This is a genomic window from Chloroflexota bacterium (assembly GCA_034717495.1).
Classification (GTDB): Bacteria; Chloroflexota; Anaerolineae; order JAAEKA01; family JAAEKA01; genus JAYELL01.
The window spans coordinates 186,343-207,887 of record JAYELL010000038.1; the positions used below are offsets into that span (position 1 = coordinate 186,343).

The following is a 21,545-nucleotide window of genomic DNA, read 5'->3' on the forward strand; positions in this document are numbered from 1 at the left end:
GCGCTCTGCAGAAGGTGTGAAGCCGGGCGACCTGTCCATCGCCGTTGCTTCGAAAGAGGTCCGCATAGCGGCAGGAATCGCACGAGCGGCCCCTGAGTTTTAGCCAGAATAGCCGTGTGTTTGACATAAGAATTGCTTAATGCCTATCCGAAAATCGCCACATCTCCCGGGTCGCGGAGTGAGTATCCTGTGCGAAGCCTCCCGCAGGGGCAGATGCGACCGGTGGTAGCAAGAAGCCTGGAGGCTTATTGGAGATTGTTTGGACAGGTTATTGCCATGATCTTTTCGGCGCCATTATAACGTCCCAAGTCTGGATTGTCCAGCTTTTTTGCCAGAGATGGCGGAACCAGTATCCGTTTCCCCAGGAGAGTGTCATGCCCTATATCAATCTTCGGGTGCATCAGGTGGACTCAGATTCCGACCGGAAAAAGCTGGTCAAGTTCCCCTTTCGGCTTTACAAAGACGATCCTTGCTGGGTGGCGCCTTTGATCGCCGACCGTGAGAAGGAACTCGACCCTGCCCATAACCCCTCTTTTGAATACCTGGAAGTAGCCTATTTTGTTGCGGAAGCTGTGCCAGTGTCGGAACCTAAATCTGGTGGCACGGAGCAGATCGTTGGCACCATTGCGGCAATCTACAATCCAAACCACATGGAAACCCACAATGATCGAACTGGATTCTTTGGGCTGTTTGAGGTGGTCAACGACTATGAGATTGCCGAGGCACTTCTGGATGCAGCATCTGATTGGCTGCGCCAGAAGGACTGTAACGCTATCCGGGGCCCCATAACATTCACCATGAACGATGTCGTCGGTATGCTTGTGGATGGCTTCGACGACTCTCCTCGTATTCTGATGCCCTACAACATGCCCTATTATCCTGAATTCGTCGAGGCTTATGGCTTTGAGCGCGAAATGGATCTCCTGGCCTACAAGTTTGATCTGGTGGAAGAGTTTAGCTCGGTTGAGAAGTTTCCTCCAAAGTTGCTCCGGGTCGTGGAGAAACTCAAGGCAAAGAGTAACATGACACTGCGCACGGCCGACATGGACGACCTCGACAACGAGGTCCTGTTGCTCAAGGATATCTACAACCAGGCCTGGGAACTCAACTGGGGAGCAGTGCCGATCACCGATGCCGAGCTAATGCATACGGCCGCGGCGTTGAAACCGATTCTCGATCCCGATCTTCTTATGTTCGTCGAGGTTGACGGCAAACAGGTAGGCGTGGCCCTGACGCTGCCCGACTTCAATTTCGTTCTGCAAAAGATGGGCGGGCACCTGTTCCCCTTCGGGGTCTTCAAGGCGCTCTGGTATCAGAACAAGATTCCCTGGGCCAGGGTGTGGGCACTGGGCGTCATTCCCGAATACCGCAAGCGCGGGGTCGATGCCGTCCTGTTCTTCGAGACGGCTAAAGAGACTGTTCGCAAGGGCTACCATAATGTCGAGGCCAGCTGGATTCTGGAAACCAACGATCCCATGAATCTTCTGTTGCGCAATTTCGGCGGCGTGGTCTACAAACGTTATCGGGCCTACCAGAAGGATATTTAGCTAATCGTCAATTATTCTCCTCAACCACGGGAAGCGAAGATAGGGGCGCGAGCCAACACAGTGTAAACAGCGCCACCTGGCTGCAACTGGCTACGAAAGAGCACCAGCTCCCCGACTGGAATGTTGCCCAGTTGCCCGGCGCTTGTCCTCGAAAGCACCTTTTCCAGCACACGAAGGTCCTGACTGGAAACCCGTTTATTGACGCGGCCCAGCGTGAGATGGGGAGTGAATGCCCGGCGCTCGCGGCTCCAACCCAGCTTCGCCATCTGCAGATCGGTCGTCCTGTGCAGGCCCGTTAGTCCTTTTGGTACCTGGGGCACACCAGCCCACAATACCCGTGCCCTTCTTGGATTGGGAAAGCAACCGAATCCGGCAACGGCAAGGCTGAATGGAGTGAACCCGCGGGTCGCCGATTTCATACCGTCGATAACGGCGTCGACCCGCTCGCTCGGCGTGTCCCCCAGGAATCTCAACGAAAGATGCATGGCCCCGGGTCTGACCCAACGTACGACCTTGGGAGGAAGGTCGCGTTGCAGGCGATTCTGCAATTCGGCCAGAGCCTGTTTGACTTCCCCTGGTAATTCGATGGCGATGAAAAGGCGTAGCAATTGGGAGGTCATGGCCGATTCATCCGAGGGTCATCGCCACTGCACCGATCAGTCGAGATAGCGGTTGAGATCGGTTTTTGGAAATGGCACTCGCACGAAATCCTCCAGTTTGCCGGGACCGTCCTCCGAATCCCAGGGAATGGTGGCATCCAGGGCCATCTTGGCAGTGCGACTTTTTTCCCCTGGGTTGTGGGCTGCCGACGGGTCCAGGGAGGAGGAGGGTTGATCGTGCCAGACCATCAGGTCCCGGTCGGCCTGGAAACGGGTAGCGATGGCCCACTCGACATCGTTGGTGTCGTGCAGGTCGATATCATCATCGACGACGACCACATGTTTCAGCGACCCATGACCCTGGAAGGCAGCGCTGGCGGCCTTGCGACCGTCGTCGGGATGCCGTTTTTTTATCTGGACGACAGCGTGCAGCCAGGATGCGCCGCCCGGTGTGATGCTGACACTGAGGCAACGACAGACCTGGTTGACCGCGGTGAAGATGCCTGGTTCACGCGGCATTCCCATCAACATCTTGTGTTCCAATTGTCCCGGAAGCAGCGCGTGATAGATCGCGTCTGGCCGGTGGGTGATACGATCTATCTCGATAACCGGCTGCTGGCGAACGATATCCCACGTTTCCGTCAGATCAACGAAGGGGCCTTCCTCGACAGTCCGGTGGCTGATCCTGCCCTCCAGCACAAACTCTGCTTCGACAGGTACCAGGAGATCACTGGACAGGCAGCGGACCACCGGCGTCGGCGCGAGGGCGTGGGCGATGGCAAGTTCGTTCACCCCGGGTGCTGGTGCCATGCTTGCGGCCAGCAGCACGTGCAAGGGAAGGCCGATGCAGATGGCGACGGGCAGATCGCCAGAGGTTTTTTTGAGGGCTGTGTCCAAACCCCGCCGCTCCACGACGCGGGCAGTCAGGTGAGTGGCGTCGAGCCGGAGCAACCTGTGAAAACTGACGTTGGGGCCGGTATCTGGATCGTCGACAATGACGATAGCAGCTGTTGCGTAAGGGCCGGCATCGCCGGCATAGTGGGTCAGAAAGGGAAGGCGTTGCAGATCCACCTGCTCCATTTCCACCTCCTGACAGGGCGCCCCTCCCTTTTGCACAACCGGCGGCTTGCGGGGGGACTCGAACGCATCGATGAGCCTCGGGATCAGTTGGTTCACCGGGCAATCCTGGGCCATGGCAAAATAGCGCCGGTCGGAGCATTGTCCGGACATGATGCGGAAGTCGCTGCCAACAACTTGGTGAAACAAAACGGGACGCCCGTCCAGGGCAGCGATGATGGGCGCCATTTCCAGGTATGGATCGACCGGTTTTTCAATCTGGATCAATAGATCGGCCTGTTCGGCCTGTTGAATGAAACTGCGTAATGTCGACATAATGACCTGATCCTAAAGAGAAGGCCGGGTGACTGGCTCCGGGACAGATTCAACCACGGTGGTGATGGTTCGCACTGCGCCAGCTTTTCTCAGGGCACGGACTACAGAATCCTCCTGCCCGGATTGCACGAGAGCGATCATATTGCCGCCGCGACCACCTCCGCTGAGTTTTGCACCAAGGGCGCCTGCCGCGCGGGCTGCATCGCAGAGGATGTTCAGCTCGGGACTGGAAACCTTCAAACGCTGCAGAAGGCGGTGGTTCAGGTCCATCAAGTTTCCCAGGGTCGCCATGTCACCGTTCTCCATGGCGGTGCGGGCAGCGTGGACGATGTCGCTAATGGCATCAAAGATCGTATCATGGAACTCCTGGTCGTTCTGCCAGGCTTGCCGGACATCACCCACAGCAACGCTGGTTGGGCTTGCGATTCCACTATCGCCAATGACAATAGAAAGGCTGGCGGCAATGGGGAAGGGCTGCGCCGATTCAGTCCGTATGAACCACACCGGTTGTTCGAAGGCAACTACCGTATTGTCGATTCCACTTGGCGTGCCATGAAACAGCTTCTCTCCCTCGAAGACTATCGCCGACACCTGGTCTGGTGATAGCTTCCGGTCGGCTGCTGCCGCCATGGCGCGCACAATAGCGGTGGCTACGGCGGCACCGCTTCCGAGGCCACTGGCAACCGGAATATCGGAGTGAACCGTGATGGTCCAGTCGGGAGTGGGAGAGAGTTCCAGCGCTTTTACCGTGTGCTGGATTACCTGGGCCAGGGGTCTTTCGGTGGCCAGTCCGGTCACCGGCACATGATCGCCAATATCGGGCAGATGCAAAGCGATGCCATAACCCGGAGACGCTGGTGTGACAGTCGCGGTTGCCTGCAATTGGGCTACGGGTACGGCAATAGCAGGCCGGCCATAAACCACCGCGTGTTCGCCGAAAAGTATTACTTTGCCTGAGGCACTTCCTGTAACCATAGACCGAGTATAACACAAGGAAATTGGGGTAGCAAGGCCCCATCCGGCGGTTGAAGTGCCAGCGGGTGAACACCTTGCTATTCGTCGAATAGGAAGGTGCTTTCGGCGTAGAAGCGAATGGCGTTACGATCGAGCTGGTCTCGCCACCACTGCTGCATCCAGGCCTGCTTTTCCTCAAGGTTCCCCTCTGCTTCCAGGATACTCAGGGGGACGTTGATCCGTAAGGCCCGTTCGGGGATGATGTGACGGGTGATTCCGCTGGGCACCACCTCGCCTCGCCGGACAAGGCCAATCAAGTCAGCAGGGCGATAGGCGGGAAACACTACCAGGGCATTGATATCGGGATAGGTCGGCGCCTGCTTCTGGAAGTCGTCGTTGCTTGCCCGGTAGATATTGGCCTTGCCTTTGTAGGCGCCAACCAGATCATTGAGCAATCGGATCTCGCTTCCTGTCTCGGGATCATGATTTCGTACCAGATACACAGCATCGGCACAGATGATATAGGCGATTGCATCGCCAAGCGCGACTGTCTGCCGGGCCCCTTCAATGGTACATGTCTCGAGTTGTAGATTGGGAACTGCATCGAGCGCTGCAGAAAATGTCCTCTGTGGCATGCCGGCCACGACATGATACCAGGTGTTGAGTTCGATACCTGGGTCGTCGTAGGAGACCACCTGTACCACGATGTGGGGGATTTTCAGCCTGGCAAAGGTCGATACCCGGTTGGCGCCGTCGAGCACCATGAAATCATTGCTGTCGGGCAGAGGGGTTACGACAGGAGGATTCTTCAGTCTCTTTTCCTCCAGCAGTCGTTTTGCCAGCGCATCTACGCGCCGCTCATCGCAGCTCTCGTGCAGGCGCAACCGGTTCACCGGCAGAATGCTGAGATTGGGAAGATGGGTAGAACCTCGCATCGGTGATTTCTTTCTAGCTCATTTTGCCAAAAGAACCAGCCCACTGCGGGCCGGCACCTGAATGCCATCCAGATACCCGCCATCAACTCTGGCGCGGCCGTTTCCCCAGACCGCTTCCAGAACAGTGCCATCGGCGATCAGCGATGAGACGGGTACATGCAACGAGGCGCTGCTCCGTGCGGCGTTCAGGGCCACGATCAGGCATTCGGTGTCAGAGCAACGGGCGTAAACGTAGTGATCTTTTTCCGCCTGCAGCCTCGTGTAGCTACCACAGCACAGAGCGGAATATGCATTTCGCAGTCTGATGGCGTTACGTGTGAATTCAAGTAGATCGGTGTTCCACGTAACCTGTGAGTCAGCGTGGAACGGGTCCTGCCAGGGGAACCCGCCGCGGCATCCGGGATCTCGTCCACCGGTCATGCCGATTTCATCCCCGTAGTAGATGCAGGGAGCGCCAGGATAGGTCATCAGAAAGAGCAACGCGAGGCGATAGGCACTCTCGTCACCACCGGCAACTGAGAGAAAGCGGGGGGTGTCGTGGCTGCCAAGTAGATTGAGTTGTGCCTGGGTAATCTCCGCGGGGTAAAGGCCGAGAATGCCATCGATGCGTTCGGCGAAGCTCGCAGCATCCAGTGCCTGGATATGACCATATCCGGTGCCGGATACCAGGTCGTGTTGCACCGAATCGCGGGCAAAAAAGCCAATGCAGACTTTGGTGACCTGGTAGTTCATCACTGCGTCAAACTGGTCTCCGCGCAACCACCGGTTGGCGTCGTGCCATATCTCTCCCACGATATAGGCATCGGGGTTGGCTGACTTCACCTGTTGTCGGAATTCCTGCCAGAAAGCATCGTCGTCGATCTCGCCTGGCACGTCGAGCCGCCAGCCGTCGATCCCCTGTTCAATCCAATAGCGTCCCACATCCAACAGAAACTCGCGCACTGTCCTTGTATCAGTATTGAACTTGGGCAGCGCATGGAGGTTCCACCAGGCTGCGTAATTTGGCGGCTGGCTTCCCTCGTAGGCATGTAAGGGCCACCCATTGACGATGAACCAATCCAGGTAGGGCGAGGAAGGGCCATTTTCCAGCAGGTGGTTAAACTGAAAGAAACCGCGGCTTGCATGGTTGAATACACCATCGAGGACAATGCGGATTCCCCTGCGATGAGCCTGGTTGATCAAAGAAAAAAGTGCGTCATTTCCGCCCAGTATGGGATCGACCTGGTAGTAGTCGTAGGTGTGATAACGGTGGTTGGCGGTTGACTGGAAAACGGGGCAGAAGTAGATGGCGGATATTCCCAAATCCTGCAGGTAGTCCAGGTGTTCTACAACGCCCATCAAATCGCCCCCTTTGAAACCCCCGTGGGTTGGGGCAGCAAGCCAGGGTTCCAGGTTGTGGGGCTTCAGTACCGATTGGCTGCGGGCAAAACGGTCGGGAAAGATCTGGTAGAAGATTGCTTCTTTCACCCAGGCGGGAGTGTGTGCTGAAGTCATAAATCAATAACGAATCCTTATTCGGGGTCGCCGTGTTGCCGGATCCACCTTAGACACTGTTCAAAAACCATCTGCCGTTCCACGTCCACCAGCAGGTTATGCCCGGAGTTCTCCAACCAAACTATCCTGGTGTCCAGGGAACTTACACCCTCTACGATCTTCGACGGGTTGTCCGAACGGATCGTCGTGTCTTCTTTTCCCTGGAACAGGATGAGCGGTTGCGTGACCCGGCGTAACTCGGGGCGAACCGTTCGCTGTAATCGCCAGACCTCATTGGCGCCCGCAACTGGAATGACATCATAACACCAATAGAGGTTGGATCCCTCCTCATCCTGCGCGGCGACAGGTAATGGATCTTCTTGGGGAAGAAAGGCTAAGAAATAGCGCCCGATTGAAGTTAATGGCAATTTCCGGTCGCTGATGCGAAGACCGGGTGCAAAGAGCAGCAAGCCCTGAATGTCCGGTTGGTTAGCAGCCAGGTGAAGAGTCAGCAAGCCTCCAAGGGAAAGGCCGGCCACGAAGACCCGGTCAACCTGCGAGGCTAATTCCTCGAAGGACCGGGTCACTACAGCGAACCAATCCTGCCATCGCACCTGGTTCAGGTCGGCCGGCTCCGTGCCATGACCCGGAAGAAGTGGACATAATACGGTGTACCCATCTTCTGCAAGATTCTCGCCCAATTGACGCATTTCTGTGGGGGCACCGGTGAAACCGTGGATTAGCAAGACGCCGGTGGGGCCTCCGGAAAAGTGAAAGGGAGATGGATCAAGATATGCGCGTTGTGCCATAATTTCTGTTCTCGTGCGAGGCGACAAGTCCTGTGAAAGAGTACCAGCCGATGGTACCTCAACCCCGGCAAAACAGCAAAGAAACCGGCCTCTGATTCGGGCACCATTCATTTGCCGATTCATGGTCGTGCAGGTATCATTTCTGGTGGTTGGTACGTTGCAATGCCTTGCGTTGTATGTTATAATTGTCGATGTAATCTTTTATTCACCCCCAACTTCTTTTCGGTTCGCAACGAAGCGAGGTAACAAGTGAGTTTTTCCAGATCCAAATCCCGCTGGTTTTATGTTGTTCTCGTTGCCATCATGCTTGCATCGCTGCTCGCCGCCTGTGGATCCACCAAGAAAGAGGAGGTTGTCGAAGACAAGGCACCGCCCCTTCTGCCCAGGCTCACGGTGCAGCTTGCCGAAGATGGTTCACCAACTGTCGCTGGCATTCCGGTAGCGACATTGGCTGGTATGTTCGGTCAACAGGTCGCTGTCTCTCCTGATACCGTGCAGCAATTTACCAGTGCAGATATCCAAAACTTGGAGGCAGTCATCACCAAGGAGGGGATTTTCCTCTTCGAAAACGGCGAGCCGCTGCCCTACCTCGCCCTGGATGACGAGTCGCGCGGCAATCTCGGCGGTCTCGTCGAGAAATTTGGCCTGGTGGATGCCACCAACGCCAAGCGCCTTCAGTGGGCCGTCGACAACATCGTCTCCCGCCTGGGCGTGCCCGTTGTCGTGAAATTCCCTGTTGCAGCAGGTGAGGAGGAGGCACCTCTTCGCGAGGAGGGTGTCTTACCCAGGGTTCATCCGGAGGATGCCGCAGCTGAGGCCGGCGAACGCTCCATGGTAATGTACGCAGACGTGGAGGCGGCTTCCGATGGGAGTTTGACCGTTGGTGGGTTAAGCCTTAAGAATCTGGAGGACAGTTTGAAGACGGCTGGTTTTGCAGCGGATCTCAGTGGAGCAAGCCTGGATCCTGCATTGCTGGCAACTTTGGCTGCGGCAGACGTGCAACATCTTCAGATCGAGACTGAGCCCGATGGCTTGTACCTTTATATGGACGGTAAGTCGCTGCCCCGGGTCGCCTGGGATAAGCTCCGATTGGACAATGCCGTCGAAATGTACGGTCGCCTGGATCCATCCAGCCCCTATCTGCCGATTGCCGACCTGATGTTGCCTGGTGTTCAGCCAGCCGACATAGAACTATTGCTCTTGCTGCCCAAGTTGGCCGACTTGGAGGAGATCACCCCCCGTTCTTTCCAATAGGGGGATGACGTTGCAGTTCTCATAGACAACGAGGTTTGAAATAACGAAGCCGGAGGCTGACCACAGCCCCCGGCTTTTTTTGTTCACGGCCCCGCTTTTCAGTGTAAGTGTTCGTTCTGCCCCGCATGCTGGTATTTCACGGGGCCTTCGCCCTGTTGCAGCAACTCCACCGCATGGGGAATGGCCGGCAGGATGACTTCAAGATTCTCCTGAACGGCTTTTGGGCTTCCCGGCAGGTTGATGATCAGGGTTTTTCCTCGGATGCCGGCAACCGAGCGGCTTAGCATGGCATGGGGGGTGATCTGCAGGCTGGCAGCTCGCATCGCCTCTGTAAAACCGGGCGCCAGTCGATGAACCACGGCACTTGTGGCCTCAGGGGTAACGTCTCGCGGCGAAAAGCCGGTGCCACCCGTGGTTAGCACCAGATCCAATTCCAGGTCGTCGCTCCATGCTCGTAGAAGACGCTCGATCTGATCCTGTTCATCGGGCACGATCGAACCTCGTACATCCGACCCCAGACGATCCTTGATCAACTCGGCGATGAGTGGGCCGCTTCGATCTTCCGTTTCACCTCTGGAGGAGCGGTCGCTCACCGTCAAAACGCCAATGCGCATTATGATAGTCTCCTTGCATGCCACGCGAACAAGGGATGGCATTACACCATCCCTGATGATCTTTCCACAGCCTGCTGTTGACAAAACTGCTGCTTGTGAACAGCCCGATCTTTTTTTCCCGGATCCGCAACCGCCAGGCATTTCGTTTGTCGGCCAATAGCCTGGATGGGTCGGGTCGAAATCGATCTAACGCTTCGTGTACTGGGGAGCCTTTCGGGCACGCTTGAGACCGGGCTTTTTGCGTTCCTTCTCTCTGGCGTCCCTTGTAAGGAAACCAGCCTTGCGCAGAACCGGGCGCAATCGTTGGTCGGGTACGCCCGGGGTCGCTTCAGGTAGTTCTTCGTCCCGGTGGCAGAGCGCTCGGGCGATACCAAGTCTCACTGCCCCTGCCTGTCCACTCACACCACCGCCCCGTACCTTGACAGATATGTTGAAAGCAGCTTGCATGTCGGTGATCTCCAGGGGCTGAAGTACCGCGCGTTGATCCGCAAGCCGGGGGAAGAATTCCTCATACGGCTTGTCATTGACGATGATCTTGCCTTCGCCAGCATAGAGCCGAACTCGAGCTGATGCCCGTTTTCGCCTGCCTGTTCCCTGATAATACTCAAGTGCCATTGCCTGTTTTTCTCCTACAGTTCCAGCGGCTTCGGTTGCTGAGCCTGATGAGGATGGTTGGGAGCTGCGTATACCTTCAGCTTTTTGACCATCTTACGGCCCAGGCGGTTCTTCGGCAACATGCCGCGCACCGCAGACTGGATCACCCGCTCCGGGTGCTTTTCCAGCTGATCACGCAGAGATATGCGTTTCAGGCCACCGACGTAGCCTGAATGTCGATAGTAGAATTTCTGATCGAGTTTCCGACCTGTGACGCGAATCTTGTCCGCGTTGATGACCACCACATAGTCACCGCAGTCCAAATGGGGAGTATAAATGGGCTTATGTTTGCCCTTTAGGACCGTGGCTATTCGTGTGGCCAGACGGCCCAGCGTCATGCCGGTGGCGTCGACCACGTACCAATCACGTTCGATCTCGTGAGGTTTGGCGCTATAGGTTCTCACGTTGTTTCTCCTGCTGCTTGTTATCCAAGTCTGTTCAATATCTGACAAATGCCAGTCGTAGGCCTTGCGGTGGCGCTGGCTGAGCCGCCATTGTTCTGTCGCGAGCCGCCAACACACGGACGATGTCATCTTCAGGGCGCATGCCCTTGCCGATTTCCAGAAGAGTTCCGACCACGGTTCGCACCATTCGTTTGAGAAAAGCGTTGGCCTCGATCTCAAACTGCAGCATCTGCTCTTCCTGCGTCCACGTTGCTGTCACTACCTTGCGAATCGTTATATCTCCATGGGTCGGCTGTCCGAAACTGGCAAAGTCGTGCGAGCCCAACAAGGCGCAGCCTGCTCGATTCATGGCTTCCACATCTGGCGCTTTCGGCTCGTGATGCGCGAAGCGCATTTGGAGCGGTGAGCGCCAGGCAGCGGTCCAAACCCTATAGCGGTAGATCCGGCTACGGGCGGCGAATCGCGGATGGAAGCTCGGGTCGATCACCCTCTCCAATGACCGGACTGCGACAGCATTCGGCAAGAGAGCGTTCCAGGCTCGCTCCAGGTCAGAGATGCTGTGACGCCAGTTGACCATGGCAGATATCACCTGCCCAGAGGCGTGAACTCCGGTGTCGGTGCGGCCGGCATAGCGAAGGCGAGTTTTCTCACCCGACAGCTTTGCCAGAACACTTTCCAGGCAACCTTGAATCGTGGGCCTGTCAGGTTGAATCTGGAAACCGAAGTAATCGGTTCCGTCATACTCGACCAGGGCACGGACATGAAGCCGTTGGACAGCGTTCTCTGTGCTGAACTCAGCGTTCTCGGTCGTTGGCCTACTCCTCCACCAACTCGAACTGAACTATCTCGGCACCATCGCCTTTGCGGGGTCCCAGCTTGGTAATGCGGGTATAGCCGCCGGCGCGGTCCTCAAAACGGGGTGCCAGGTCATCGAACAGTTTCCTGACGATCTCTTTGTTATTGAGCCGGGCCATGGCAATACGCTGCGCATGAACCCGATTGCCCTGGCGGCCGCGTTTGGCCAGTGTAATCAGTTTTTCAGCCTGGGGTCGAACCGATTTGGCCTTGGCTTCAGTGGTATGAATGACCTCATGTTCAAATAGTTGTAAGGTCAAGTTTCGGTACAACGCTCGCCGATGTCCAGTGCTGCGACCCAGGCGGCGTCCAGCTTTTTTGTGTCTCATTCAACTACTCCGTGGTGAGGACCTTTGATTAGCTACTTTCCGTTCCTGTTGTCATGGCTGCCAGCAAGGCGTCGACGTCGATGTTGATGCTGCTATCGTCGCCCAGGTCCTCGTCGTAGTCCTCGTCCTCTTCCAATTCGGGCTCTTCCGGCTCATCGCCGGGCATCTTGATCTGATCGAGATAACCCTTGGTTTCCAGTTTCTCCATGAGCTCATCCAACGACTTCTGGCCAAAATTGCGGATGCTGAGCAGTTCCTCTGGCCCACGTTCCAGACGTTCGATGATCTCACCCACCTTGACGATACCGGCTCGCTTAAGGCAATTATACGCCCGGACCGATAGCTCCAGGCTCTCGATGGGAACATCGTAGATCTGGGAGGGAATACCTTCCTCGATTTCCTCTTCAGGTTCCAGGGAAATGGCTTCGACGCCGGCAATGAGCGACAGATGCTGCACCAGTAGCTTGGCAGCCTCGCCGAGTGCTTCCTCTGGAGTAATCGTGCCGTCGGTCCAGATGTCCAGCACCAAACGATCGTAGTCAGTCTGTTGACCGATACGGGCTCGTTCGATGCGAAAGGAAGCCTTGCGAACCGGGCTAAAGATCGCGTCGACCGGGATTTCGCCCAGAGTCAGTTTGCTGCGCTCTTCGGCCGGCGAGTAACCGCGTCCACGTCGGATGACCATCTCAATCGATAGGTCGACGTCATTGCTGTCGGCGGTCATCAACAGAAGATCGGGTGTAATGACCTCGATTTCCGGTGGGTATTGCAGGTCACCGGCAGTTACCGGGCCCTCGGCATTGACCTCGAGATAGGCCCGAACCGGATCGTCGGTCATGCTTTTCATCCGGAGTTGCTTTACATTCAAGATGAATGCGGTTGTATCCTCACGCACATGAGGGATCGGCGAGAACTCGTGATGAACATCGCTGAGCCGCACGGAGGTGACTGCAGCGCCCGCGAGCGAAGAAAGCAGCACGCGGCGCAGGGCATTGCCCAAGGTTACGCCGTAGCCGCTCTCCAGCGGCCCGATGACAAAACGGCCATATTGCTGTGAGTTGGCCTCGCGCTCAATTTTCGGTAGTACAATGCTAAGGTTTAGCAAGAGAATATCCCTCCTCAATCTGGTGCCCGTCTCCGCACGCTCGATTGCGCGCCGGAGATCCTGGTCCGCAAGCCCCAGTCGTGCCATCAGAGATGGATTCGGGGCAGGGAAGGCGGATAAGAGTCACCCTTCCAGCTTAGCGGCTGTAGAACTCGACCACCAATTGTTCGTTGATCGGGATGTCAATGTCTTCCCGGCTTGGCCTGGAAATGACATGCCCAACGAGGGCATCGCTGTCCAGACTAAGCCATTCAGGCACAGGCCGTTCGCCCATGATTTCCGGCAGGGCGCGGAAGTACTGCTTTTTCCGGCTCTCATCCCGAACGGCGATAACATCGTCAGGCTTGACCAGGTAAGAGGGAATGTTGGTCTTGCGACCGTTGACGATGATGTGCCCGTGGCGGACGAGCTGTCTGGCCTGAGCCCGGGAACTGGCGAGACCGAGCCGAAACACTACATTGTCCAGGCGGGACTCGAGCGTTATCAGCAGGGTTGCGCCGGTAAGGCCTTTGGTGCGCAGGGCATTCTTGAAGTAGCGTCGGAACTGACGTTCCATGACTCCATAAATACGCTTTACTTTTTGTTTCTCGCGCAACTGCAGAGAGAAATCACTCTGGTTGCGTCGGAACTGTGCTCTTCTTGAGTGCTGTCCAGGTGCGTAGCTTCGTCGCTCAAAAGCACACTTAGGTGACAGGCAACGGTCACCCTTGAGGTATAGCTTCTGACCTTCTCGGCGGCACAGTCGACATACTGCTTCTGTATAACGTGCCAATTTACTCCTCCTGTAAAGTGTTTACCTGAGAGGTTTACGGCTTGGCAACCTTCGTCCCTCTCGAAATTGTCTTGAAGAATATCCTTGGAATGATGGGCATCCATGTCCTGAAGACCCGCCACGCCGTCTTTTGGTCTATACGCGCCGTTTCTTGGGCGGGCGGCAGCCATTGTGTGGCAGGGAGGTCACATCGGTGATGCTGACGACCTTGAGTCCCGCGGCCTGCATTGACCGGATGGCTGCTTCACGGCCAGGTCCGGGACCCTTGACGAATACGTCCACCTCCCTCATTCCCATATCCATGGCCAGCTTGCCAACGCTGCTGCCGGCCAGCTGAGCGGCATAGGGTGTACTCTTGCGGGAGCCCTTGAATCCGACGGTGCCAGCGCTGCCCCAGGTAACGGTATTGCCTTGCTGGTCCGTCACGGTAATGATCGTATTGTTGAAGGTGGCCTGGATGTGTGCTTGGCCGTGCGGCACCGTCCTCTTCTCACGACGTGGCCCGCGACGCGCTGTACGTCTTGGTCTAGCCATAAAGTTTTTTATCTCCTTCTGCCCGGCGAATTCGCCTAAAGTGAATGACAGATTTCCTACCGTCATGCTCGATGACCAGTAAGGCCACGGCAGGCAACTGGAATCGGGTTACTTGCGTGCTCGCTTCTTGCCGGGCACGGTCCTGCGTGCACCACGTTTGGTACGCGCGTTTGTCCGGGTTCGCTGGCCGTGCACCGGCAGGTTGAGTCGGTGGCGGAGGCCCCGGTAACAATTAATCTCCTGCAGCCGCTTGATGTTCATATTCACCTCGCGGCGGAGATCTCCTTCTACCAGATACTCGCGATCGATCGTCTCGCGCAAGCGGGCGACTTCACTCTCACTCAGGTCTCGGACTCGGGTATCCTCGTTGATGTCCAGCTTACCCAGGATATCTCCGCTGCTCGTGCGGCCGATTCCATAGATGTAGGTCAATCCGACCAGAACTCGCTTATCACGGGGCAGGTCAACACCGGCAATGCGTGCCATATGTTAGCTCCTCAACAATCTGCTGCTAATCAGAATTCTTTCCGCTCGAAGGCCAGGACTATCCCTGGCGCTGCTTGTGCCTGGGGTTCGTGCAAATCACACGCACAACACCATGCCGCTTGATGATCTTGCAGTTTTCACATCGGCGCTTAACTGAGGGTTTTACTTTCATCTTTACTTTCCTCCAGACCGGCAACTGCCCGCGGCCGTCTGTACCTGTTATAGACGGGTCAGGATTTCAGCTTCCCCGTTTGTGATGGCGATCGTATGCTCAAAATGAGCTGAAAGATTGCCATCGGCTGTGGAGACAGTCCACAAGTCATCATGTTGGCGCGTGCGCCAGGAACCTACATTTACCATCGGTTCCAGGGCGAAGGTCATGCCCTTGCTCAGCCGCCGATTCATGGCCGGGTAGGTGCGAGCCACGTCTCGGTTTTTCGGCACATAGTTCAGTATCTGTGGCTCTTCATGCATTTTTCGGCCAACGCCGTGGCTGGTATATTCACGCACCACGGAAAAGCCGCTGGATTCCACATAATCCTGGACGGCTCTGGAGATATCGACAAAGCGGTTCTCCGGTCTGGCCTGGGCTATCCCAGCCCAAAGACTGCCTTCGGTAACCTCGAGCAGCTGTTGTGCTTCCTGGCCGACGTTACCGACTCCATAGGTCCAGCCTGAATCGCCGACGTAGCCCTTGTAAATGGCTCCCACGTCGATGCTGATAATATCGCCATCCTCCAGCACTCTGTTGACACTGGGTATCCCGTGTACCAATTCGTCGTTGATTGACGTGCACAGCGTGGCTGGAAACTCAGGACCACCTTGGGAATTGGGATAGCCTACGAAGGCCGGGATTGCATTTTGACTGCGGATTATCTCCTCTGCCGCGGCATCAAGCTCGGCTGTGCTCACACCGGGTGTTACCATCTCGCGCATGCGAGCATGAACCTCCGCAACAATGCGGCCGGCGATTCGCATCAATTCCAGTTCACTTTTGGCCTTCAGGCGAATGCCGGAAGGCCGTCGCGTCAGTGGCAATATCATCGTCTCTTACAGAACCGTCCTGACCGTGAAAAGCAGATCCTGTTTGATCTCGTCCAGCGGGCGGTCGCCATCCATCCTGACCAAAAGGTCCCGGGCGAAGTAGTATCCAATCAGTGGCGACGTTTGCTTGTAGTAAACATACAGGCGGATCTTCACCGTTTCCAACTCATCGTCAGGCCTCTGGTAGAGTTCGCCGCCACACACGTCGCAAATGCCTTCCGTTGTCGGCGGTTTGAAACGCCTGTGGTAGGTGGCACCGCAGTTACGGCAGACCAGCCGTCCCGTGAGGCGGTCGATGAGTTCTTCATCGGCCACGTCCAACATGGGGACCATGCGGATGTGGTTGCCCTGTTCGGCGAGCATTTTATCAAGCGCCCGGGCCTGTTCGAGGGTCCGGGGAAAGCCATCCAGGATGGCGCCTCGATCGCAGTCTGGTCGACTAATTCGCTCTCGCACCATGGCGATGGTCAAATCGTCCGGAACCAGTTCGCCCCGATCCATGAAGCCTTTGACCTGAACACCTAACTCTGTTTCGTTTTTTAAGTTCTCGCGAAACAGATCGCCTGAGGATATCTGTTTCAAACCAAGCTCTTGCTCCAAAAAGACCGCTTGCGTACCTTTGCCGGCGCCAGGCGGTCCCAGAAGAACCAGATAGGTAGGATCTTCCGACATCTTCGTCATCTCTCCAGATGGGTCAGCCATATCATCCTGGCGAAAGAGCATCTTGTTACCAGAGTGTTATCGGATGAAACCCTCGTAATGGCGCATGAGCAACTGAGCCTCGAGCTGCTTCATGGTGTCGAGTACCACGCCGACGACGATCAGCAGACCGGCGCTGGAAATCAGCAGGGTCGTGTTGGTTGCCACGTTCTGGCCGGTGAACAGACTCACGATCCAGGGCATGATGGCAACGATACCCAGGAAGAGTGCACCCACAAGGGTGATTCGGCTCATGATGCCATTCAGGTATTCTTCGGTGCGTTTGCCAGGGCGAATACCGGGCACAAAACCACCTTGTCGCTGCAGAGTCTCCGCCAGGTTCTGTTGGCGGAAGATCACATCAGTGTAGAAGTAGGTGAAGGCGATAACCAGCAGGAAATACAGTATCCAGTAGACGCTATTGGCTGGATCGAAGATTGTTCCCACGGTTCCCGCAACACTACCGATTAACCCTTCAGTACCTGCAAAATAGCTGGCGATGGTACCCGGGAAGAGCAGCAAGCTCTGGGCGAAGATCAGCGGGATCATGCCTGCCGAGTTCACGCGAAGCGGCACAAAGGTGCTTTGTCCACCCTGGACCACCAGTCGATTGCCGCGCATTGCTCGCACTCTTTTTCCGTACTGTACCGGAATGCGGCGCTGTCCCTCATTTACCATGACGATCACAAAGACGGTGATGATGGTAATCAGGACGAACACCAGCAGCGTCATCCATTGCTGAGCCTGGACCAGCTGAATCATGTTAGTGGGCAGCGTGGCCACGATACCGCCGAAGATGATCAACGACAGACCGTTGCCGATTCCTTGCTCAGTGATCAACTCACCCAACCAGATGGCGAAGAAGGTGCCTGCTACCAGCGATATTACGATTGTCAATGATGTCAGCCATGTGTCTTGAGCGAAGCCAAACCCGGGCAGCGCACCAGCTCGTTGCAGGATGGTCGCCTGGCCGAACGCCTGAAGCGCAGCCAACGGAATCGTCATAAAGATGGTATAGCGGTCAAGCTTTCGACGCCCCTGATCCCCTTCCCGGCTTAATGCTTCCAGGGAAGGAATAATCGGGGTTAGCAACTGCATGATAATTGATGCCGTGATATAGGGATAGACACCCGCCGCCATGATCGAAAAATTCCGCATAGCGCCACCTGACAGGATGTTGAGAAAGCCCAGAAGGGCGTTATCCTGGAACAACTGGTTAAGCACTTGTGGATTGACGCCGGGCAGCGGTATGGCAGCGGCTGCACGGTATATTGCCAGGATTCCCAGGGTGACTAAGATCCTGGTGCGCAGGTCTGGCAAGCGCATGGCGTTGCGCATAGCAACTAGCATGGTGGAAAACCTCCTGGGCAGGCCCTAAAGGCGTTCGAGACTAAACTTCGATGATTTCAACGGTGCCGCCAGCAGCCTCGATCTTGGCCTGAGCTTTCTTGGATACCCGATGAGCCCGGATGGTCAGAGGACGATCGATCTCGCCCTCCGCGAGAATGGCAATCCGTTCCGTAGCCTTTTTCGTGATTCCGGCTGCCGCCAGCGTCTCAGGAGAGACCTCGCTATTGGCCTTGAAACCTTCCAGTCGGGTCAGGTTGACCGGCTTGAACTCAACGCGCCAGATATTGGTGAAGCCCCGCAGGTGCGGCAGTCGTCGCACCAGAGGCAACTGACCACCCTCGAAGTAGGGGCGCACACCACCGCCAGAACGGCTATTCTGGCCTTTGGTGCCGCGACCGGCAGTCTTGCCCTGGCCAGCTGAGATACCGCGGCCAACGCGCTTGCGTTTCTTTTTTGCCCCGCTGTCGGGAGCGAGATCATGCAATTGCATGGTCATCTCCTTGTTATTTCACCACCTCAACCGACACCAGGTGACCAACCTTGTTGATCATGCCCTGAATCACGGGAGTGTTGGCTTGCTCGACCGTATCGCCCAAACGGCGCAGGCCAAGCGCCCTGACTGTCGCCTTCTGTTTTTCAGAGTAACCAATGGTGCTCTTGATATAAGTTACACGAACCACTTTGGCTTTGGGATCTATTCTCTTAGTTTGCATTTCGGCTCCAGAACGGCATCAACTTCTCGACGGGCACGCCTCGGCGCCGCGCCTCGTTCGCTGGATCCTTCATTTCGGTCAAGCCTAAATAGGTAGCCTTGACTACATTGAGAATGTTGGCACTGCCCATGGACTTGGTCAGGATATCCTTAATACCCGCAGCCTCGACGACAGCTCGCACGCCACCACCAGCAATCACACCGGTACCCGGGGATGCCGGCTTCAGCAATACCTTGGCGGCACTATAGCGAGCCGTAACTTCGTGAGGAACGGTTGTTCCTGCGAGTGCAATCTTTCGCATATTGCGGCGTGCCCGCTCGCTACCCTTGCGAATAGCCTCGGGAACCTCGCGGGCCTTGCCCACACCTATGCCTACGCTGCCGTTGTTGTCACCGACAACTACGACGGCGCGGAAGGCAAAACGTCGACCACCCTTGACTACCTTGGCGGTACGAGCCAGGTGAACCACACGCTCATCGAGTTCTTCTCTTTCTTCGAAGTCCTTTTTTCGTCCTTGACGCCTGCGCTGTGCTGACATTATTCCTCCTGCGGCATGGTCCCATTAAAACCGGCCACGGACTGGTCTAGAAGTCCAACCCACCCTCTCGAGAAGCCTCGGCAAGGGCCCGTACGCGACCGTGATAGGGGTAGCCGCCTCGATCAAAAACCACCTGTTTGATGCCTTGTTGAAGAGCTCGTTCTGCTACGAGAGTACCTACCAGTTTGGCCTGGTCTGTCTTATTAATGCCAGTCGCTTTTCCCTTGAACTCGCGATCCACTGAGGATGCCGCAACCAGGGTCCGGCCATTGTCATCATCGATTACTTGTGCGTAGATATGAGTCAGGCTGCGAAACACGTTCAAGCGCGGGCGGGCGGCAGTTCCATGAATTTTCCGCCGAACCCGAGCATGTCGTCTCTTTCGCACTACCGCTCGACTGTCCTTCGCCATAACCTCATCTCCTTCAGGCCCTTTATCGGTTCGGGCCTGACTCTACTCTGGGAAAGGGATTTCCGCTTGATAAATTCGTCGTTGTCTTCCTACGAGATAGCGTTACTTGCCGGTCTTGCCTTGTTTCCGGCGTACGTACTCACCTGCGTAGCGGATTCCCTTACCGTGGTAGGGCTCTGGCGGTCGCACCGCCCGAACACGGGCTGCCGTTAAACCAACCAGTTCTTTATCGATACCTTCAATGGAGAAGTTGCGATTGCTACGTTCCGCCAGCTTATAGCTGATGCCCTTCGGGGCTTCCATCTCAACTGGATTGGAGTACCCCATGTGCAGTATTATGGTGGGGCCCTTCATTTCTGCACGATAGCCCGTGCCGACAATCTCCATGTCTTTTTTATACCCGTCAGTTACCCCGACGACCATGTTGTTCAACAAAGCTCGAGTCAAGCCATGCTGCATACGCTGCAGCCGGTGATCGCTGGACCGAGAGATTGTGATTACCTCGTCCTCGACCTTGATCGACATGTCTGGATGAAAGGTTCGCGTCAATTTACCCCTGGGTCCACTGACGATCACCTCGTTACCCGGCTTGACCTTGACCGTCACACCACCGGGGACGTTGATGGGCATTCGTCCTACTCTTGACACAATATACCTCCAAGGGCGATGCGCTCGACATGGCTCTGATCATAAACTTCTGTCGTGCACACTCGCCACCGATCTCTTACCAAATGTAGCAGAGGACCTCGCCTCCGACCCGCTGGCGCCTGGCCTGTTGTCCAGTCATGATGCCGCGAGGGGTGGAAAGGATCGCAACACCCATGCCGCTCAAAACCCACGGAATCTCCGTGTGACCGACGTAGACTCGGCGTCCCGGCTTGCTGACCCGTTTCAGCTTTGAGATAACCGGTTGCTGCTCTTCGTCATACTTAAGGCCGATTCGCAGGTTCGGCTGCGGTTCGTCATCAGAAACCTGGTAGCTCTTGATGAACCCTTCATCTTTCAGGATGCGAGCGATGGCAAATTTCACCTTTGAGCTTGGTAGAACTACCTGTTTATGACGAGCTATCAGCCCGTTATTGATGCGAACCAACATGTCCGCAATAGGATCTGTCATCATAATGCTTTGGACTCCGTCGACAGTTTTTGCGGCGACAGATCGGGTCTGCCGCCCGTTTTCGATCCCGATCATTTCTCCCGCAACAACGGGTCCATCGGGTGGAGCATCCAGGATAGGCTACCAGCTTGACTTGACAACGCCAGGCAGACGGCCTTCCAACGCTTCCTTTCGGAAGCAGATACGGCAGAGTTTGAACCTGCGCATGTAGCCCCGGGGTCTGCCACACATTGTGCAACGATTGCGAACCCGGGTCGGGTACTTGCGCCGTTGCTCACGGTAGGTCATGCATTTTTTTGCCAAGGTTCTTGCCTCTATTCTATGAAATGAGTGATCTTCTCAGTTGCCCGAGCCTTCGATTAAAAGCTCAAGTCGGCAGTCCGGCCGAAGGGCATTCCCAGGTATTGCAGTAACCGGCGGCCTTCCTCGTCATTTTGAGCTGATGTCACGATCGTGACTGACATCCCGCGGATCTTGTCGATCTTGTCGTAGTTGATCTCCGGGAAAATGAGCTGCTCACGCAACCCCAGGCTGTAGTTTCCTCGTCCATCGAAGGAGTCGGGGGACACGCCACGGAAGTCACGCTGGCGAGGCATCACAATGTTGAAAAAGCGATCCAGGAAATCCCACATGCGGTCGCCCCGCAGGGTTACCATGACACCAATTGTGTTGCCTTCACGCAGCTTGAAGGTCGCGATCGACTGGCGAGCTTTGGTCGTTACAGGTTGCTGGCCGGAAATCTGGGTCAGATCGCTGATGGCATAGTCGAGGCTTTTTGCAGACTGTAGTGCCTCACCCATACCGATATTCAATACGACTTTTTCTAGACCGGGCACCTGCATCGGATTCTCGTAGTTGAATTCCTCGAGAAGTGCAGGCACAACCTCGTCTCTATACTTTTCTTTGAGCCTGGGCATAGTTGTCTCCTGTCGAGAGCCGCATCGCCTTGGAACCGT

Annotated in this window: 29 protein-coding genes; 2 read left to right on the forward strand and 27 right to left on the reverse strand. The window is 56.1% G+C overall.

Going from position 1 to position 21,545, the window contains the following annotated elements:
* Positions 1 to 374: 374 nt before the first annotated feature.
* A complete protein-coding gene (locus U9R25_07835) occupies positions 375 to 1,547 on the forward strand; it encodes an N-acetyltransferase (GenBank protein ID MEA3335807.1) in 1,173 nt (390 codons plus the stop codon).
* 20 nt (positions 1,548 to 1,567) lie between these two features.
* Here U9R25_07835 and thpR read toward each other — a convergent pair whose 3' ends face one another.
* The 6 genes from thpR to U9R25_07865 all read right to left on the reverse strand — a co-directional run bounded on the left by thpR (position 1,568) and on the right by U9R25_07865 (position 7,709).
* Positions 1,568 to 2,167, reverse strand: a complete 600-nt coding sequence (thpR, locus tag U9R25_07840; protein ID MEA3335808.1) for an RNA 2',3'-cyclic phosphodiesterase — start codon at positions 2,165 to 2,167, stop codon at positions 1,568 to 1,570.
* A gap of 36 nt (positions 2,168 to 2,203) precedes the next feature.
* Positions 2,204 to 3,538 carry a UbiD family decarboxylase gene (locus U9R25_07845; GenBank protein ID MEA3335809.1) on the reverse strand — a complete coding sequence of 445 codons (1,335 nt, stop codon included), beginning with the start codon at positions 3,536 to 3,538 and terminating at the stop codon, positions 2,204 to 2,206.
* A 12-nt stretch (positions 3,539 to 3,550) separates the two neighbouring features.
* Positions 3,551 to 4,513, reverse strand: coding sequence for a mevalonate kinase (mvk, locus tag U9R25_07850; protein MEA3335810.1), 963 nt, complete (start codon positions 4,511 to 4,513; stop codon positions 3,551 to 3,553).
* Between the two features lie 77 nt (positions 4,514 to 4,590).
* Positions 4,591 to 5,427 carry a hypothetical protein gene (locus U9R25_07855; protein ID MEA3335811.1) on the reverse strand — a complete coding sequence of 279 codons (837 nt, stop codon included), beginning with the start codon at positions 5,425 to 5,427 and terminating at the stop codon, positions 4,591 to 4,593.
* Between the two features lie 18 nt (positions 5,428 to 5,445).
* A complete protein-coding gene (locus U9R25_07860) occupies positions 5,446 to 6,921 on the reverse strand; it encodes a glycoside hydrolase family 13 protein (GenBank protein MEA3335812.1) in 1,476 nt (491 codons plus the stop codon).
* Positions 6,922 to 6,938: 17 nt separating this feature from the next.
* A complete protein-coding gene (locus U9R25_07865; GenBank protein MEA3335813.1) occupies positions 6,939 to 7,709 on the reverse strand; it encodes an alpha/beta fold hydrolase in 771 nt (256 codons plus the stop codon).
* Positions 7,710 to 7,958: 249 nt separating this feature from the next.
* Here U9R25_07865 and U9R25_07870 point away from each other — a divergent pair, with 249 nt between their 5' ends.
* The gene (locus U9R25_07870; GenBank protein ID MEA3335814.1) at positions 7,959 to 8,963 is read left to right on the forward strand and encodes a hypothetical protein; all 1,005 of its coding nucleotides are present in this window, start codon (positions 7,959 to 7,961) and stop codon (positions 8,961 to 8,963) included.
* 98 nt (positions 8,964 to 9,061) lie between these two features.
* Here U9R25_07870 and mog read toward each other — a convergent pair whose 3' ends face one another.
* The 21 genes from mog to rplE form a co-directional block, all read right to left on the reverse strand.
* Positions 9,062 to 9,580: a molybdopterin adenylyltransferase gene (mog, locus tag U9R25_07875; protein MEA3335815.1), complete on the reverse strand. Its 519-nt coding sequence runs from the start codon at positions 9,578 to 9,580 to the stop codon at positions 9,062 to 9,064.
* A gap of 183 nt (positions 9,581 to 9,763) precedes the next feature.
* Entirely contained in the window at positions 9,764 to 10,192 is a 429-nt protein-coding gene (gene rpsI, locus U9R25_07880; GenBank protein ID MEA3335816.1) for a 30S ribosomal protein S9, read from the reverse strand.
* A gap of 14 nt (positions 10,193 to 10,206) precedes the next feature.
* Entirely contained in the window at positions 10,207 to 10,569 is a 363-nt protein-coding gene (gene rplM, locus U9R25_07885) for a 50S ribosomal protein L13 (protein MEA3335817.1), read from the reverse strand.
* A 100-nt stretch (positions 10,570 to 10,669) separates the two neighbouring features.
* On the reverse strand, positions 10,670 to 11,386 hold the full coding sequence (truA, locus tag U9R25_07890) for a tRNA pseudouridine(38-40) synthase TruA (protein ID MEA3335818.1): 717 nt from the start codon (positions 11,384 to 11,386) through the stop codon (positions 10,670 to 10,672).
* Positions 11,387 to 11,450: 64 nt separating this feature from the next.
* Complete coding sequence (gene rplQ, locus U9R25_07895) at positions 11,451 to 11,819, reverse strand: 50S ribosomal protein L17 (protein MEA3335819.1); 369 nt, start codon at positions 11,817 to 11,819, stop codon at positions 11,451 to 11,453.
* 28 nt (positions 11,820 to 11,847) lie between these two features.
* Positions 11,848 to 12,924 carry a DNA-directed RNA polymerase subunit alpha gene (locus U9R25_07900; protein ID MEA3335820.1) on the reverse strand — a complete coding sequence of 359 codons (1,077 nt, stop codon included), beginning with the start codon at positions 12,922 to 12,924 and terminating at the stop codon, positions 11,848 to 11,850.
* A gap of 136 nt (positions 12,925 to 13,060) precedes the next feature.
* Positions 13,061 to 13,696, reverse strand: coding sequence for a 30S ribosomal protein S4 (rpsD, locus tag U9R25_07905; protein ID MEA3335821.1), 636 nt, complete (start codon positions 13,694 to 13,696; stop codon positions 13,061 to 13,063).
* 135 nt (positions 13,697 to 13,831) lie between these two features.
* A complete protein-coding gene (gene rpsK, locus U9R25_07910) occupies positions 13,832 to 14,230 on the reverse strand; it encodes a 30S ribosomal protein S11 (protein MEA3335822.1) in 399 nt (132 codons plus the stop codon).
* 108 nt (positions 14,231 to 14,338) lie between these two features.
* Complete coding sequence (rpsM, locus tag U9R25_07915) at positions 14,339 to 14,716, reverse strand: 30S ribosomal protein S13 (GenBank protein ID MEA3335823.1); 378 nt, start codon at positions 14,714 to 14,716, stop codon at positions 14,339 to 14,341.
* Positions 14,717 to 14,774: 58 nt separating this feature from the next.
* Positions 14,775 to 14,888 carry a 50S ribosomal protein L36 gene (rpmJ, locus tag U9R25_07920; protein MEA3335824.1) on the reverse strand — a complete coding sequence of 38 codons (114 nt, stop codon included), beginning with the start codon at positions 14,886 to 14,888 and terminating at the stop codon, positions 14,775 to 14,777.
* 47 nt (positions 14,889 to 14,935) lie between these two features.
* Positions 14,936 to 15,760: a type I methionyl aminopeptidase gene (gene map / locus U9R25_07925; GenBank protein MEA3335825.1), complete on the reverse strand. Its 825-nt coding sequence runs from the start codon at positions 15,758 to 15,760 to the stop codon at positions 14,936 to 14,938.
* Between the two features lie 6 nt (positions 15,761 to 15,766).
* Positions 15,767 to 16,432, reverse strand: a complete 666-nt coding sequence (locus U9R25_07930; protein MEA3335826.1) for an adenylate kinase — start codon at positions 16,430 to 16,432, stop codon at positions 15,767 to 15,769.
* Positions 16,433 to 16,498: 66 nt separating this feature from the next.
* Positions 16,499 to 17,809, reverse strand: coding sequence for a preprotein translocase subunit SecY (secY, locus tag U9R25_07935; protein MEA3335827.1), 1,311 nt, complete (start codon positions 17,807 to 17,809; stop codon positions 16,499 to 16,501).
* A gap of 40 nt (positions 17,810 to 17,849) precedes the next feature.
* Entirely contained in the window at positions 17,850 to 18,299 is a 450-nt protein-coding gene (rplO, locus tag U9R25_07940) for a 50S ribosomal protein L15 (GenBank protein MEA3335828.1), read from the reverse strand.
* A gap of 13 nt (positions 18,300 to 18,312) precedes the next feature.
* Positions 18,313 to 18,522 carry a 50S ribosomal protein L30 gene (rpmD, locus tag U9R25_07945; GenBank protein MEA3335829.1) on the reverse strand — a complete coding sequence of 70 codons (210 nt, stop codon included), beginning with the start codon at positions 18,520 to 18,522 and terminating at the stop codon, positions 18,313 to 18,315.
* Positions 18,512 to 19,060: a 30S ribosomal protein S5 gene (gene rpsE / locus U9R25_07950; protein ID MEA3335830.1), complete on the reverse strand. Its 549-nt coding sequence runs from the start codon at positions 19,058 to 19,060 to the stop codon at positions 18,512 to 18,514. The genes rpmD and rpsE overlap by 11 nt, the downstream gene beginning before the upstream one ends.
* A 46-nt stretch (positions 19,061 to 19,106) precedes the next feature.
* Positions 19,107 to 19,472 (reverse strand): 50S ribosomal protein L18, encoded by a 366-nt coding sequence (gene rplR / locus U9R25_07955; GenBank protein ID MEA3335831.1) that lies wholly within the window; start codon positions 19,470 to 19,472, stop codon positions 19,107 to 19,109.
* 102 nt (positions 19,473 to 19,574) lie between these two features.
* The gene (rplF, locus tag U9R25_07960; protein ID MEA3335832.1) at positions 19,575 to 20,120 is read right to left on the reverse strand and encodes a 50S ribosomal protein L6; all 546 of its coding nucleotides are present in this window, start codon (positions 20,118 to 20,120) and stop codon (positions 19,575 to 19,577) included.
* A 76-nt stretch (positions 20,121 to 20,196) separates the two neighbouring features.
* The gene (gene rpsH / locus U9R25_07965) at positions 20,197 to 20,592 is read right to left on the reverse strand and encodes a 30S ribosomal protein S8 (GenBank protein MEA3335833.1); all 396 of its coding nucleotides are present in this window, start codon (positions 20,590 to 20,592) and stop codon (positions 20,197 to 20,199) included.
* Between the two features lie 117 nt (positions 20,593 to 20,709).
* Positions 20,710 to 20,892 carry a type Z 30S ribosomal protein S14 gene (locus U9R25_07970; GenBank protein ID MEA3335834.1) on the reverse strand — a complete coding sequence of 61 codons (183 nt, stop codon included), beginning with the start codon at positions 20,890 to 20,892 and terminating at the stop codon, positions 20,710 to 20,712.
* A gap of 56 nt (positions 20,893 to 20,948) precedes the next feature.
* Positions 20,949 to 21,506 carry a 50S ribosomal protein L5 gene (gene rplE, locus U9R25_07975; GenBank protein ID MEA3335835.1) on the reverse strand — a complete coding sequence of 186 codons (558 nt, stop codon included), beginning with the start codon at positions 21,504 to 21,506 and terminating at the stop codon, positions 20,949 to 20,951.
* Between the last annotated feature and the right edge of the window lie 39 nt (positions 21,507 to 21,545).

What these genes read in the sequence shown, in the direction of transcription:
- U9R25_07835 (MEA3335807.1), top strand. Translation starts at nt 375, where the DNA reads ATGCCCTATATCAATCTTCGGGTGCATCAGGTGGACTCAGATTCCGAC.
- thpR (MEA3335808.1), bottom strand. Translation starts at nt 2,167, where the DNA reads ATGACCTCCCAATTGCTACGCCTTTTCATCGCCATCGAATTACCAGGG.
- U9R25_07845 (MEA3335809.1), bottom strand. Translation starts at nt 3,538, where the DNA reads ATGTCGACATTACGCAGTTTCATTCAACAGGCCGAACAGGCCGATCTA.
- mvk (MEA3335810.1), bottom strand. Translation starts at nt 4,513, where the DNA reads ATGGTTACAGGAAGTGCCTCAGGCAAAGTAATACTTTTCGGCGAACAC.
- U9R25_07855 (MEA3335811.1), bottom strand. Translation starts at nt 5,427, where the DNA reads ATGCGAGGTTCTACCCATCTTCCCAATCTCAGCATTCTGCCGGTGAAC.
- U9R25_07860 (MEA3335812.1), bottom strand. Translation starts at nt 6,921, where the DNA reads ATGACTTCAGCACACACTCCCGCCTGGGTGAAAGAAGCAATCTTCTAC.
- U9R25_07865 (MEA3335813.1), bottom strand. Translation starts at nt 7,709, where the DNA reads ATGGCACAACGCGCATATCTTGATCCATCTCCCTTTCACTTTTCCGGA.
- rpsI (MEA3335816.1), bottom strand. Translation starts at nt 10,192, where the DNA reads ATGGCACTTGAGTATTATCAGGGAACAGGCAGGCGAAAACGGGCATCA.
- rplM (MEA3335817.1), bottom strand. Translation starts at nt 10,569, where the DNA reads ATGACGCTGGGCCGTCTGGCCACACGAATAGCCACGGTCCTAAAGGGC.
- rplQ (MEA3335819.1), bottom strand. Translation starts at nt 11,819, where the DNA reads ATGAGACACAAAAAAGCTGGACGCCGCCTGGGTCGCAGCACTGGACAT.
- rpsK (MEA3335822.1), bottom strand. Translation starts at nt 14,230, where the DNA reads ATGGCTAGACCAAGACGTACAGCGCGTCGCGGGCCACGTCGTGAGAAG.
- rpsM (MEA3335823.1), bottom strand. Translation starts at nt 14,716, where the DNA reads ATGGCACGCATTGCCGGTGTTGACCTGCCCCGTGATAAGCGAGTTCTG.
- rpmJ (MEA3335824.1), bottom strand. Translation starts at nt 14,888, where the DNA reads ATGAAAGTAAAACCCTCAGTTAAGCGCCGATGTGAAAACTGCAAGATC.
- map (MEA3335825.1), bottom strand. Translation starts at nt 15,760, where the DNA reads ATGATATTGCCACTGACGCGACGGCCTTCCGGCATTCGCCTGAAGGCC.
- U9R25_07930 (MEA3335826.1), bottom strand. Translation starts at nt 16,432, where the DNA reads ATGTCGGAAGATCCTACCTATCTGGTTCTTCTGGGACCGCCTGGCGCC.
- secY (MEA3335827.1), bottom strand. Translation starts at nt 17,809, where the DNA reads ATGCTAGTTGCTATGCGCAACGCCATGCGCTTGCCAGACCTGCGCACC.
- rplO (MEA3335828.1), bottom strand. Translation starts at nt 18,299, where the DNA reads ATGCAATTGCATGATCTCGCTCCCGACAGCGGGGCAAAAAAGAAACGC.
- rpmD (MEA3335829.1), bottom strand. Translation starts at nt 18,522, where the DNA reads ATGCAAACTAAGAGAATAGATCCCAAAGCCAAAGTGGTTCGTGTAACT.
- rpsE (MEA3335830.1), bottom strand. Translation starts at nt 19,060, where the DNA reads ATGTCAGCACAGCGCAGGCGTCAAGGACGAAAAAAGGACTTCGAAGAA.
- rplR (MEA3335831.1), bottom strand. Translation starts at nt 19,472, where the DNA reads ATGGCGAAGGACAGTCGAGCGGTAGTGCGAAAGAGACGACATGCTCGG.
- rpsH (MEA3335833.1), bottom strand. Translation starts at nt 20,592, where the DNA reads ATGATGACAGATCCTATTGCGGACATGTTGGTTCGCATCAATAACGGG.
- rplE (MEA3335835.1), bottom strand. Translation starts at nt 21,506, where the DNA reads ATGCCCAGGCTCAAAGAAAAGTATAGAGACGAGGTTGTGCCTGCACTT.